General features: G+C 51.0%; 11 protein-coding genes. 2 read left to right on the plus strand and 9 right to left on the minus strand.

The window, feature by feature from the left end; translation table 11 throughout:
• Nucleotides 1-2,162, minus strand: a 2,162-nt coding sequence (locus tag C8R11_RS03130) for a tetratricopeptide repeat protein (protein WP_181258143.1), incomplete at its 3' end; no start/stop codon positions are given.
• A 323-nt stretch (nucleotides 2,163-2,485) separates the two neighbouring features.
• On the opposite strand from C8R11_RS03130, the gene C8R11_RS03135 reads away from it, so the two are divergent.
• Entirely contained in the window at nucleotides 2,486-2,737 is a 252-nt protein-coding gene (locus C8R11_RS03135; protein ID WP_107794446.1) for a WGR domain-containing protein, read from the plus strand.
• A gap of 33 nt (nucleotides 2,738-2,770) precedes the next feature.
• On the plus strand, nucleotides 2,771-3,340 hold the full coding sequence (locus C8R11_RS03140; protein ID WP_107794447.1) for a DNA-binding protein: 570 nt from the start codon (nucleotides 2,771-2,773) through the stop codon (nucleotides 3,338-3,340).
• A gap of 165 nt (nucleotides 3,341-3,505) precedes the next feature.
• Here C8R11_RS03140 and C8R11_RS16010 read toward each other — a convergent pair whose 3' ends face one another.
• The 8 genes from C8R11_RS16010 to traI all read right to left on the minus strand — a co-directional run bounded on the left by C8R11_RS16010 (nucleotide 3,506) and on the right by traI (nucleotide 12,631).
• Nucleotides 3,506-3,916, minus strand: coding sequence for a hypothetical protein (locus tag C8R11_RS16010; RefSeq protein WP_181258144.1), 411 nt, complete (start codon nucleotides 3,914-3,916; stop codon nucleotides 3,506-3,508).
• Between the two features lie 13 nt (nucleotides 3,917-3,929).
• Nucleotides 3,930-5,180, minus strand: coding sequence for a type II toxin-antitoxin system HipA family toxin (locus C8R11_RS03150; RefSeq protein WP_107794448.1), 1,251 nt, complete (start codon nucleotides 5,178-5,180; stop codon nucleotides 3,930-3,932).
• Nucleotides 5,177-5,479 carry a helix-turn-helix transcriptional regulator gene (locus C8R11_RS03155; RefSeq protein ID WP_107794449.1) on the minus strand — a complete coding sequence of 101 codons (303 nt, stop codon included), beginning with the start codon at nucleotides 5,477-5,479 and terminating at the stop codon, nucleotides 5,177-5,179. Before C8R11_RS03155 ends, C8R11_RS03150 begins: the two co-directional genes overlap by 4 nt.
• A gap of 68 nt (nucleotides 5,480-5,547) precedes the next feature.
• Nucleotides 5,548-8,424: a zincin-like metallopeptidase domain-containing protein gene (locus C8R11_RS03160; RefSeq protein WP_244907526.1), complete on the minus strand. Its 2,877-nt coding sequence runs from the start codon at nucleotides 8,422-8,424 to the stop codon at nucleotides 5,548-5,550.
• Nucleotides 8,390-8,620, minus strand: a complete 231-nt coding sequence (locus tag C8R11_RS17105) for a conjugal transfer protein TraD (RefSeq protein ID WP_107794451.1) — start codon at nucleotides 8,618-8,620, stop codon at nucleotides 8,390-8,392. The genes C8R11_RS03160 and C8R11_RS17105 overlap by 35 nt, the downstream gene beginning before the upstream one ends.
• Nucleotides 8,617-9,177, minus strand: coding sequence for a conjugative transfer signal peptidase TraF (traF, locus tag C8R11_RS03170; protein ID WP_107794452.1), 561 nt, complete (start codon nucleotides 9,175-9,177; stop codon nucleotides 8,617-8,619). The genes C8R11_RS17105 and traF overlap by 4 nt, the downstream gene beginning before the upstream one ends.
• Complete coding sequence (locus C8R11_RS03175) at nucleotides 9,174-11,039, minus strand: type IV secretory system conjugative DNA transfer family protein (RefSeq protein WP_107794453.1); 1,866 nt, start codon at nucleotides 11,037-11,039, stop codon at nucleotides 9,174-9,176. Before C8R11_RS03175 ends, traF begins: the two co-directional genes overlap by 4 nt.
• Nucleotides 11,036-12,631, minus strand: coding sequence for a TraI/MobA(P) family conjugative relaxase (gene traI, locus C8R11_RS03180; protein WP_107794454.1), 1,596 nt, complete (start codon nucleotides 12,629-12,631; stop codon nucleotides 11,036-11,038). The genes C8R11_RS03175 and traI overlap by 4 nt, the downstream gene beginning before the upstream one ends.
• Between the last annotated feature and the right edge of the window lie 35 nt (nucleotides 12,632-12,666).

Below are 12,666 nucleotides of genomic sequence, written 5' to 3' on the forward strand. Positions count from 1 at the left end.
GCAACTTGAGGATGATTTTCATCACCATAGGTCTTGAGGCCGCTTGCCAGCGCCTGTTCATAATATTCAATGGCCTTGTGGTGTTCGCCTAATGAGTCCCACGCCCCGCCCAGGTTGTTTCGGGTTGTCGCGACACTGGGATGCTTCTCGCCATAGGTGTTGACGAGGCTTGCCAGCGCCTGTTTAAAATATTTAATGGCCTTGTGGTGTTTGCCTAATGAATCCCACGCCAGGCCCAGGTTGTTTCGGGTTGTTGCGATATGGGGATGATTTTCACCATAGGTCTTGAGGTCGCTTGCCAGTGCCTGCTCAAAATATTCAATGGCCTTGTGGTATTCGCCTAATGAATCCCACGCCAGGCCCAGGTTGTTTCGGGTTGTTGCGATATGGGGATGATTTTCACCATAGGTCTTGAGGCCGCTTGCCAGTGCCTGCTCAAAATATTCAATGGCCTTGTGGTATTCGCCTAATGAATGCCACGCCATGCCCAGGTTGTTTCGGGTTGTCGCGACACTGGGATGCTTCTCGCCATAGGTGTTGACGAGGCTTGCCAGCGCCTGTTCATAATATTTAATGGCCTTGTGGTGTTCGCCTAATGAATCCCACGCCAGGCCCAGGTTGTTTCGGGTTGTTGCGACATGGGGATGATTCTCGCCATAGGTGTTGACGAAGCTTGCCAGCGCCTGCTCATAATATTCAATGGCCTTGTGGTATTCACCCAATTGACGCCACGCCTCGCCCAGGTTGTTTCGGTCTCTGGCAACACTGGGATGATTCTCGCCATAGGTTTTGAGGTCGCTTGCCAGCGCCTGTTCATAATAGTCGATGGCCTTGTGGTATTCGCCTAATGAATCCCACGCCAGGCCCAGGTTGTTTCGGTATAGTGCAACTTGAGGATGATTCTCGCCATAGGTATTGAGGTCGCTTGCCAGCGCCTGTTCATAATATTCAATGGCCTTGTGGTATTCACCCAATTGATGCCATGCCTCGCCCAGGTTGCTTCGGTCTCTGGCAACACTGGGATGATTCTCGCCATAGGTTTTGAGGTCGCTTGCCAGCGCCTGCTCATAATATTCAATGGCCTTGTGATATTCACCTAATTGACGCCACGCCCAGCCCAGGTTGTTTCGGGTTGTCGCGACACTGGGGTGATTCTCGCCATAGGTGTTGACGAGGCTTGCCAGCGCCTGCTCATAATATTCAATGGCCTTGTGGTGTTCGCCTAATGAATCCCACGCCGAGCCCAGGTTGTTTCGGTATAGTGCAACTTGAGGATGATTCTCGCCATAGGTTTTGAGGTCGCTTGCCAGCGCCTGCTCATAATATTCAATGGCCTTATGATATTCACCCAATTGACGCCACGCCTCGCCCAGGTTGTTTCGGTATAGTGCAACTTGAGGATGATTTTCATCACCATAGGTGTTGAGATCGCTTGCCAGCGCGAGCTCTAAATACTCAATGGCCTTCCTGTGATTGGAGAGCGTATGATGTAATATACCCGCTTCATTTAAATACAGCGCATTGTTCTTCTGCAACCGGACGGCTTTCTCATAATGCTCAAGTGCGTCTGTATATCGAATAGCGTCTTGTGCAATCTTGCCACGCTGAAAGGCTGCTTCGGCAACTCGCTTGATATTACCTTCCCCTTCATCTTCGATTTGCTTGAACAGACGATCCGCTGTATCGGTTTCACCCTGCTGTAAGGCTTCAATCGCCTGATCTATTAATCTATCCGGAAATTCACCGCGCAGTTGTTCCAATTGCGCAATGCGTTCTTTTAGATCGGCAATATGCGCTTCATAACTCGCTTGCGTGTCCTGTAACCGTTGCTCAATGACCCCGAGCTCTCTCTCAAGTAACTGTTGTTTAGATTCAGATAACTGTCGTTCAGTATCAAGTAGCTGTTGTTTAGAAGCTAAGATTCTTTCTAGATCTGTACGGACTTCTGCTTCGCGTTCTTTAAGTCCTTGTTCGTATTTTTCTTGGGTAATGCCGAAGGTTCTATTATCATTGTAAGTGTTGTTTTCACCCTGTTGGTTAACTGTATTGCCACCACTGATGTCTTGAGTAATGATGTTTCCAGTATTAATAGACCACACACTCAACCCACTCAGGGCGGCGAATATCACGCCTGCCAGTGTTTTCATTTTAGATTTGCTCATAGCTCTCAACCAACTCAACATAATTAAATCTTTCTACATTAGATTGACGGACAACCGTTACTTACAGGAATTGTAGCAGATAATTTTCTGCCTCTATTTCAATCAAGCACCTGAACCCATTTCGCCTGATTCACTTAAGTCTGTTGCACACAGTCTTATCCACAGATATTGTGGACAAGGCATCAGGCTGTTCGTGTGCACGTATTTTTTCAATATCCATTGCGGTGTTATATAGTATAATAGTAGTAGTTATACTATTAATAGTTAGTAATATTATTTAACTGCAACAACTGATATTTATTTTCTAATATTGCACATTTACCATGAACATACTCCTCAGAACCGACTTCAAAACAAATGCACGCGGCTATACCCTGCTGATCGCGCGCGACCTGTTTGGTGATTTGTCTGTGGTGCGCTGCTGGTATGGATTGCACAATAACCGGGGCGGCCATAAACATGAGCCCTGTAATGACTGGCATGAAGCACTGAAAGCATACCAACGGATAACCGCCAGACGGCTACGCAGAGGCTATCAGGAAATAGCGCCGGTTGAAGTCGAGAACGCCGCCTGACCCCCCTTTTTTCAACACACACATCTGAACCCCATGGAACGTAAGCCCAAGGTCACCCAACAGGCGGTTGACGCAGCCTGCGAAGAATTGCAGCAAGCGGGCAAGAATGCCACTGTGAACGCCGTCATTGCGATCACAGGCGGCTCTTTTTCGACTGTCGGTACAATGGTCAAGGCCTGGCGCACGGAACAGCAAAAAAAAGCTGCACCGGCCATTGATATGCCGCAATCTATTGCCAATGCTATGTATCAGGCTACTGCCGTGGTCTGGGAGGCCGCAGCCAGTCTGGCCCACGAGAGAATTGAATCTGTGCGCACCGAAGCGCAGGAGGCACTGGAGCAATCCAGATCGGAATTGTCAGAATACATGGACGCTATTGCCAGTCTTGAAGAACAGCTGGATAAAAACCGGCAATCGCTGGCCCTGGCAGAAAAGCGCCTGGCCATAGCGACAAGCGAGATTACCCAGCTGAACACGCATAAAACAGCACTGGAAACACGCCTGGCGGATCGTGACAGCGCATTGCAACAGTTGCGGGATGATTACAGCAAACTACAGGCAGATCTGGTTGTGATCGCTAAAATCGGCAAAGACAAGCAATAGTGCGGCTTGATTGACAGATGAAATCCCCCAGGGTCTGAAAGGGCAAAAGGAGTATCAACCCTGGAGGAGTACTGCTAGGTGTTACAGCTAGGGACTGCTAATTTATTTTCATAGACTGGTATCTATAATTAATGCATCGGCAGTCAAAAATGTTTCTTGAGCATTTTATTGCTTTAATCGCAGCAGTCTTGGCCAGCGGTCATGTATCCAGGCATATTCAGGTGGTGTATCGATGGTGACCACATAAACCCGCTGTTCTTTTTTTCGCTCAGCCAGTAATCCCTGAATCACCATCCTCTGATCCAGCGGTATCCAGTGCGATTGCTCGTCCTGGTCCTTTTCCATGAACTGGTCGGCGACAATCAGTACCGGTCTTGGATGCCACGGCTTCCATTTGCCGGCATAGATGGAATTTAGCCGCGCCCAGCCGCCATTCGGGAAATTGCTGTTTGCCTCCTGCCTGCGGTTGCCCCAGGTCACCCAGGTCACATCGCCGCGGCGGTTACGCACCGGCAACCGTGCCTGTGGATTCGGGAAGTAAATTTTCTGGCCCTGGTATTCAATGCCGCCGCACATAACCCACTATCCGCTATTGACTGCGCGTGTGCGCACGCTTCTGTTTGGCCATGGCAACCAGTCGCTGACTGTCTTCATGTTCAAACGATGCAGCCATGCGCTTGATTTCATCGCTGCGCAGTTGATGACGTTTGGCGGTCGATTGCCAGTTACTCAGACTTTCTCCGATTCGTTTTAAAGTCAGATCAATCACCGGTTTCCTGCTACAAAAGTACTCAGCCAGTTGCAGACAGGTATCCAGCGACGGTTTGGATCGATGATCAAACGCCAGTTGATGGGTTCGTTGGGTAAAAGGCTGTGGCGTCGGGTTTAAATCAAAAGCCGGCGCCAGTTGCCATCCCTGTACCGTGCGCAAAAATCCGTGATTGCGCAGGTGATCATCAATATTGCCGGCCATGGCGTTAAATACCATGCGCCGCCATAATTCAAGGCGGTCCTGTTCCGGTTGCACCGATTCGCGGCTAATGGCATCGGCAACTTCAAGATAGCTCGCGCCTGCTTTGCTATCTTCGGTGCGTCCGAGCATTGTCATGGCTGACATATAGGGAATGCGTTCAGACTGGTTGCGGTCAAAGCGCTTAACCAGTAAAACCGGTTGATCGTAACCGGCGCTTAAAGTGCTGAATGTGGCCACATCAATCCCGGCCTGCTGTGCCAGATCAAGCATGACCGCCTCCCATAAGCCGACACGTTCAGTATCGTTTTGTGATGCAAATTTGGCGATCCAGAGTTCGCCGGCATCTTCAATGGCAGCTTTTGGCCGCGCACCACCGAGTGAAGAACCCGGCTGTGCAAGTACGGCCAGATCGGCGTCGGTTTCCTGGCCGCGCTCAAGGTGCTGTATTGCGGTTTCCAGTTTACGGACATGGATCAATTTTGGAATACGGGTATGTGCTGCTTCGTATTTGTCAGGGGTACTGTCATGGCTTAAGCGCAATGCGCCCATGCGCATCAAGTCACTCACCCCCAGCATATAATCGCTATCGCTCAAATAATGCCCGGTTGCGCGTGTCTGTACCAGCCTGCCCCATCGGTCCGGTGAAATATCTTCAAAAGCGCCCCACAAGCGGCTATTCATAAACGGCACATCCGCCATCAGGGGTAGTTCCGGATCAATGGCAAAACGACCGGGATGCCTGATCCAGCTCTGTTCGTAGATAAAACGGTAGTTCTCCCGGCCACGGCTTTGATGAATCTCAAGGCGGCCGATACGGTGTAACGGCCCTTGCCAGTCTGTTGAAACCAGCAAATGCGCATCGCTCATTTGGGCACTCTGACCCGTTTGGGCAGTTTTTCATCCATCAGATCCAGACCCAGTACGTCATGGGTGCGATCCATGATCATTTCAAGTTCATCGGCTTTGCCGAGAATATGCAGTGCCATGGCGTAATTACCCATTCCGGTACTGGGTTCGCCCCGTTCTATATTGGCCACAGTAACCCGTGTCACACCCATGCGTTCAGCCATTAACTGCGCAGTGATACCGCGCCGCTTTCGGGCGTCACGAATATCACTGCCGAGTTTTTTGAGAATACGTTCGACGCGAAATGATTTAACCGTCATAGTGTATAACTAAAGATTCATAATGAATAATAATGTACCTTATAGTATACGCTATTATCAATAACTGATCATCTGACCACAGCCCGTTGTTGTTGTCTACCCGCCAAACCTGGCTGCTGACTATCCGCACGGGTCTGCAGCTTTTCAACTTTGGCCTGAACGAGAGCTTTGTCAACGACCGATCCAACCTGGCGCTTGACCGCATCGATTCCCAATGTGCTTTTACTGGCCAGATCGTTAAAGTCGCTCAATTTCTGTGCTACCTGTTCACCGGGTGCAAACACCGGAAACACCACAACACCATGCACCAGTCCGGCCGCTTCAATCGCTTTGTCCTTGCCGGCATTGATTTCATTGATCGATTCCAGATGTTGATCGTCATCACCGGCAATCACGATCACCTTGTCCGGATAGCGCGCATGTAAAAGCTTTGCAACAGGCACAAGATTACCCGAATCAAATGCCGCCACCACCGGGCAATTTAAGGCGCTTGATACCGTATCTGCAGTCGCATAGCCTTCAGCGATCACAATGGCTTTTGTTCCATCCAGTGCAGCCAGGCCTTGATTATTGCTATCGACCACATAAAAGTGACCTTCCTTCTGACTGTTTGCCGCATACAACTTGGTACCGCTCGGTTGTATGGTTTGTACACTGCGAATATTGCCATCCACATCATAAATCGGCAACAACAGATCACCGACGACAAATACCAGGTTGTCGGGGTGCTGCTCACGTACCGTTTTGACCGCCTGCCGGTCGCGGCAGATTTTAATCATTGAATCTTCCGCCACACTGTCAGGCACGACCTTCAAACCACCCGGTCTTGCCCCTTTGTCCTGCAGATAAGGATGATCAGCGTCAGCCTGTGGCGCGATGGTGAGCAGTTCCTCAATGGCATCTGCCACTTTGGTCTGCTGCGCATGAAGCGCCGCTTGCCGTTCCTGTTGTTTGATCGCAACCTGCGCAGCAAACGCGGCCTTTTGTGCGTCGGTCAGGGCATATCCCTTCGCCTTCCAGCGTATCTCGGATTTTGTACGGTTATTAATAAAATAGCCGGCAGGGTGGTTGTCCATGTGCGCGACATAAAAACCAGACTTTTGACCGGCCTTGTCGCCGGCCACCTTGATGCGGTGCTTGTGACCATCCATCAGCGGATGATTACCGTCAATAACACAGGCGTTGGCGCGCAGCAGTTCGGCAAACTCCACTTGCGGCGATAGGGCGGGTTGCTGTTGTAGGGTAATATTCTCAGGAAACCAGCGCTGTAATGCACGGATATCTGCGTTCTTGCCTACGTACCATGCTTTGGCTACTTTATCCCAGCGTGCACCGGCTGCCTTGGCCTGGTCTTTCTCAGCGTAGGGGACAGCCAGATATTGACGGGTATTGCCGGTCAGTGACGCCTGTGCTTTAGGTGTGCGGATGTCGGCTTGTATGTTTTGCGGTTGCTTGTTTTCAGCGTCCGGATTGTGGCCGTTTTTAAGTGCAACCATGCGTGCAAGTTTGGCCGCCTTTTCATGCTCATTGCGTTCTGCCACGGCATCAATCAAGGTCAGCTTTTCTGCAGCATCCTGCGCATGCAGTGCCACTTCAAAATCCGCCACCCAGGCCCAGGTGCGATCTAGAAGCTGGACACTGATATTCCAGAATTCAGGTTCAACCCCCAGTTTTTCTGCCGAAACCACATGACCGGAACCCTTATCATTCATTTCAACCACACTGCCTTGTATCTCGACACGGCCGTTCCAGTCGGCCGGCAATTTAAGCCTGAGCTTATCTTCTGCGATTTCCTCAAATGCCAGATTATCGATACTGGCGTTTCTATAGAATTTGAGTGCGTCGGCGACCAGGTAGATGGCGTCCCGGTCTTTGGGTGACATGTTTTCGGTCAGTTTTTGTAACTGCTGGATATTGTGCTGTGCCACCGTCGCCAGATCAGGCGCCAGGTTTACTGTATAGCGTGCGATGTTCTGTTTGATTTCATCCATTCTGACGGCCTCCTGTTCTACGATGTCCTGCTGTTGTACAAACCCTAGTACATATTCCTGAATCTTTTCCGCATCGGCTGCTGCACGGAATATTTCTAAAGGATCTTCCTCCAGTGCCTTGATCCATGCGCCAACATACGCCACATGCTGGCCGGGATCATGACCAATGCCAAGTTCGGTCCCAAGCAGCATGCTGGCAATCTCCGCACGTAACTCTTCCCTGGCATAACCTTCACTGCCAAAGGGGTGCACCAGATCGCGGTTTAAGCGCGATTCATAGCCCGTCCAGTGACCCAGTTCATGCAAGGCGGTGGCATAATAGCGATCCGGCGTTTCAAACTGGTGCTGGTGTGGCAGGTGAATGCTGTCTGTTTTGACCCGGTAAAATGCACGGTCATGTTGACCATGTTGAATCACAGCACCGGATGCCTGCAGGATTGCTTCAGCACGCTCGATTGGATGCCACTGCGGCGGATCGATAATCAGGTCCGGCAGGTTATCGATCTGGGCGGCATTAAAAACAGTGGCATAAAATACTCTGGGACGCTCCAGCTTAAACTGCTCCTTGACCGGTTTGCCGTCATTGTTCAAAACGGGCTTGCCGTGTTCATCCTTTTTGATACGCTCATCGGTGAATTTCCAGTACTGGATCAGGGTGCTTTTTTCACCTTTACGTACCTGTGCACCCATATTGGATGCCTGTTTATAGGTCAGCCAGCGCGGGTCCTGATATCCCTGACTCATCAGATACAAGGCATTAATCCCTTTGTAGCGTTTTTGCGTGGTCGGATTGTTCGGAAACGACAACAATGGATCGCCGGGCTGCCACGGCTTTTGCCACGGTGCTGTGCCTTGCTTTAACTGTGCAATCAGGTTTTCGGCGACGGTTTGATGATAGGGTTTTCTGGATTTGTCCATGTCAGTGCCCCCCAGCCGTAAATTGCGGTTGATCAATGCAGCTCTCCAGTGCATCGGTCTCGCTCAACGCATCTTCAAAGAACGCTCCAAGCAGTTGCGCTTCATCGGGATCAAATTCAGCCTGGAATCCCGGTGTTTGCGCATCAACTAACTTTTCAAGGACAACCGGGTCCTGAGTAGCCGGGTCATTCAAATGATCAGGATGTGTTTCATCATTGACGGGTTTTTTCATGGTGATGACTCCTTGTTGTGGGAATTCCAGATGAATTGCGCACGCACGACATGCAGAATCTGTGACTGATGCGATGGGCCGAAATAGCGTGCATCGAGTGAATGGGGATGCAGGTCTGCTAACAGCAGGTATTCGAATTCATTGAGTACCGTATCCAGCGTGTATTGCGGTAACTGGATGACTGCCGGATTGGTTGTTACCTGCGCAGTGTTGGGCAGCAGTTCGCCATTGATACTTATACCTTTGCGATCGATGCGAACATGATCGTTTTCAACCGCATAAACCTGTTTGAGCAGTTGGCCGTAACCACCCGGACAATTGCCTGAGAACAGCACGCCGCTTTTCACTGCCTTGCTAAAACCGTCCATCTGTGGCGGACAGAATGCAACATAAGCACCTTTTGCAATGGGTGCATCCACAATCTTGTAAAACCCCACCGGCAGACTTGCCGTGGTGTTGAGATAAATACCGGAAACACGCAGCACAATACTCAGTACAAACAAACCCGCGCTGATGGTGAGTACAGAAACAGCCAGTATCTTAAGTGGTTTTGTCATGACAGCAATCCTGTCGTATCAGCGGCTGTCAGGCGGTCGCTAAAACCCGGCGGATTTACCTTTGCACGTGCCGCAAAGGTTTCATCCTGGAAATACAATGGCTGCACGCCGTAGATTGCCGGATAGCCTGCGGCATAAATAATCATGTCGCCAGGCTTTGTAATTCTGCCGCTGGCATCCTTGGCGGCGCCGGGCAGGCGCATGCATTCATCGGGCGTCAATAACGCGCGCTGCGTCTCCTGCAGCGTGCGGGTGACATGACCATGCATCATGGATGCGCGTTTGCCGCTGGTGGTAATCTGCTCCCTGATCACCGTGGTCTGTCCCGTCAGCTTTGATAAGTGTTCTGCCGTTTCAATACGGTTCGGGGCAAACGCTGACTGAATATGACAGTTCGACGTAATCGCCTCATCATGTCCGTAACCGGACTCGCGGCTTTTAAGCTGGTTGATGTCCTGGCAGATCAGATACGCTTTGATACCGTAACCGGCGATAAATGCCAGAGATTCCTGAAAGATCTCCAGTTTGCCAAGGCCTGGAAATTCATCGAGCATCAGCAGCAACCGGTGTCTGTAGTGTGCGATCGACTCACCATTCCTGAACGACATCTGATCTGCGAGTTTACGCACGATCATATTGAGCAGGATGCGGATTAACGGGCGCAGCCGTGATTTGTCATTCGGGTGTGACACAATGTACAGACTGACAGGGCTGTCATGGTGCATGAGATCGCGAATACAGAAATCCGAATCGCCGATATTGTTTGCCACGATCGGATCGCGGTACAAGGACAGATAGGACTTGGCGGTGGATAATACCGAACCGGCTTCTTCTTCGGGGCGGTCAAGCATATCGCGGGCAGCGGCCGCGATTACCGGATGTGTCTGGCCATCCAGATAATCCTGCGTCACCATTTCCATCCACAGTTCCTGAATGTCGCGGTCAGGATCGGACAATAACGCATCGACAGCAGGCAATGTCGCCGGTATGCCTTCACGCTGCGATTTGTACAGTACATGCAGGATCAGGCCGACCAGCAGCGCCTGCGCGGTCTTTTGCCAGTGTGTCTCCAGTCCCTTGCCGTCCGGGTCAACAATCAGATTGGTCAGATTCTGCACATCGGCCACCTCAGTGCCGCTGCCGATGATGATTTCATCAAGCGGGTTCCAGTGACAGCTTATTGTGGATGCCGGATCAAAGCGCAGTACCTTGTTGTGAGCATGCTGTTTGCGCCATCCGGCAGTCAGTGCCCACAGCTCGCCTTTAAGGTCGGTAATAACCGCGCTTTGGGTCCAGGATAACAAAGTAGGGATTACCAGGCTAACACCTTTGCCCGAACGGGTCGGGGCAAAACACAATACATGTTCCGGCCCGCTGTGTTTGAGATAATGCGTTTTACCGGATTTATCGCGCCAGGCGCCGACATAGACAGCATCATGACGCGCATTCTGCCGGGTGGGTAATAATCCTGCCGCCTCAATATCGTCTTTGATTGCCCATCGGGCTGAACCATACAGTTTTTGATTGGTTCTCGAAGAATTGGCCATCACCATCTTGATGACCAGCACCAGTATCAACCCGACACTGGAAAACAACACCCCGTAACCGGCCGCCAGATCAAAGATGTCTGAATGCCTGTCATACCATTGATTGCGCCACACCAGAATCGACCAGGGTGCATAGAGTTGATTGAACTGTGCACCCAGTTGCGCCTGATAATGAAACTGGTGTGCAAAATACTGGGTGGCAAGCTGAAACCCGCCAATCAGAAAGACAGCGGCGAGCAGGCGAATCATCCAGCTATTGCTTGACGTATCCTGGTTTTGATCGAAAGGCCTGTTATGCCTGTTGTCTGGACTCATAGCGATATTCCTCTGGAAGTACGGGTTTTAGTGAAGCGCTGCTGTTGCATGCACTGTCGGCGGTACTGTTCAAGTGTCTTGTCTTCGAAGGTAACGCGAATGCCGTGCTGCACGGCAGCCTGCGCAATCGCTTTTTTAAAATCATCGTCACCGTTGATTGCCAGCCGGTTGCCGTATCGTTTGACGGCTACCTGCAGAATGCCGGCAAAGGATGCGTCTGCAGCATTGGATGGAATATGCAGTCGCCTGCCGTCATCGCGTATCGTTGTACTACCCATTCGGTAAATCACGGTACCGCTTCTGGTGATCGATTCGATACGGCCCATGCCGGACCGATTGCCTCGTGTTCGTTTGCCGCAAACAGAATTGCCGGTCACTTCACTGTCGGCTTTTCTGGCGCGCAGCACCGCAAGCGCTTCATCATGGCCGTTGCTCGCTTCAATAGCCAGCCAGTCAAGCCAGGCCATTTTGGGATAACGGGCTTTGGAGCTGGCATAATCGCGGCGGTAGTCGCTCTTGATGATCGTCAGCGCTGTTTTGAATTGCAGGCTGACCGTTGCATACAGTGCTTTCTTACCCAGTTTGCCGGCAGCAAGGTTTCTGATGATGCTGCGCTTAAGCCGGGCTTTTTGTTTGGCGCGGTCAATCAGCCGGTCACGTTGATTGCGCAGCATCACCCACGCAGTTTGTCGTACACCGGCTGCCTGGCTTTGTGCCTGCTGGTATCGTGTATAAAGCTTTGACGTGTCCATGCGACTTTGCAGCGGTCTGGGCTGGTAGTGTTTGCGTTTTGATAGGGATGTTTTTGCGGTTTCTTGAGTATGCGCAGCCTGTTCAAATGTACCCAGCCGTTTCACAAGACTGTTTTTGGACAGCGACCGGTCAACCGAACTGGCTTTAACCGCGACTCCACTTTTCGACACAAACACTAGGCCGTTGCCGCGTTCCCTGATTTCAAGACCATGGCTTTGAAGAACTGCATGCAAATCCTGCCAGCTGTCAGCGCTTTTGATTTCAGCAAGGCACTCGCGCCTGATCCAGCCAAGCAGGCTCTCAGTACCGGCCTTGTTCTCGATGTCCTGTATGACCCGGTCGGTCTGATCAATTCTGGTTTCGTGATTGACTTTGGTCAGACCATATTCCTGCTCGATCTGCTCGCAAAGTGTCGCAACCTTTTTGTAGTCGTAGTAAGGATTATGAATAGTGAGTTTTGCGGGATGAATCTTGTTGATGGCAATGTGGACGTGCAGATTGTTGGTGTCGTCATGCACCACACTGATGCGTTGGTGGCCGCAGAAGCCCAATGTCTCACAGAATCGTTCCTCAATCGCAGCCAGATCGGCATTGGATAACCGCTCACCTTCAGGGAAACTCAGTACCAGGTGACAGGTTTTATCGGATCGGGCGCGTTTGTTCATGTCCTGCGTGTTCTGGATCTCAAGCAGTGCAGCGGTCAGTTCATCCGTATAGCAGTTTGTAACCGTCACCTGACCGATGCGCTCGCGCTTGCCCTGGGGATCGGTCAGATACTTCACAAGTGTTGTGAAACTGCTCTTGCGGAGTGATTTGATGGGGATGATTTTAGCGATCATGGGTTTTAAGCGGCTTAAGTCAAAATGGTTATTCC

It is taken from the genome of Nitrosomonas aestuarii, from assembly GCF_003046585.1.
GTDB classification, from domain to species: domain Bacteria; phylum Pseudomonadota; class Gammaproteobacteria; order Burkholderiales; family Nitrosomonadaceae; genus Nitrosomonas; species Nitrosomonas aestuarii.

What these genes read in the sequence shown, in the direction of transcription:
- C8R11_RS03135 (WP_107794446.1), top strand. Translation starts at nt 2,486, where the DNA reads ATGAACATACTCCTCAGAACCGACTTCAAAACAAATGCACGCGGCTAT.
- C8R11_RS03140 (WP_107794447.1), top strand. Translation starts at nt 2,771, where the DNA reads ATGGAACGTAAGCCCAAGGTCACCCAACAGGCGGTTGACGCAGCCTGC.
- C8R11_RS16010 (WP_181258144.1), bottom strand. Translation starts at nt 3,916, where the DNA reads ATGTGCGGCGGCATTGAATACCAGGGCCAGAAAATTTACTTCCCGAAT.
- C8R11_RS03150 (WP_107794448.1), bottom strand. Translation starts at nt 5,180, where the DNA reads ATGAGCGATGCGCATTTGCTGGTTTCAACAGACTGGCAAGGGCCGTTA.
- C8R11_RS03155 (WP_107794449.1), bottom strand. Translation starts at nt 5,479, where the DNA reads ATGACGGTTAAATCATTTCGCGTCGAACGTATTCTCAAAAAACTCGGC.
- C8R11_RS17105 (WP_107794451.1), bottom strand. Translation starts at nt 8,620, where the DNA reads ATGAAAAAACCCGTCAATGATGAAACACATCCTGATCATTTGAATGAC.
- traF (WP_107794452.1), bottom strand. Translation starts at nt 9,177, where the DNA reads ATGACAAAACCACTTAAGATACTGGCTGTTTCTGTACTCACCATCAGC.
- C8R11_RS03175 (WP_107794453.1), bottom strand. Translation starts at nt 11,039, where the DNA reads ATGAGTCCAGACAACAGGCATAACAGGCCTTTCGATCAAAACCAGGAT.
- traI (WP_107794454.1), bottom strand. Translation starts at nt 12,631, where the DNA reads ATGATCGCTAAAATCATCCCCATCAAATCACTCCGCAAGAGCAGTTTC.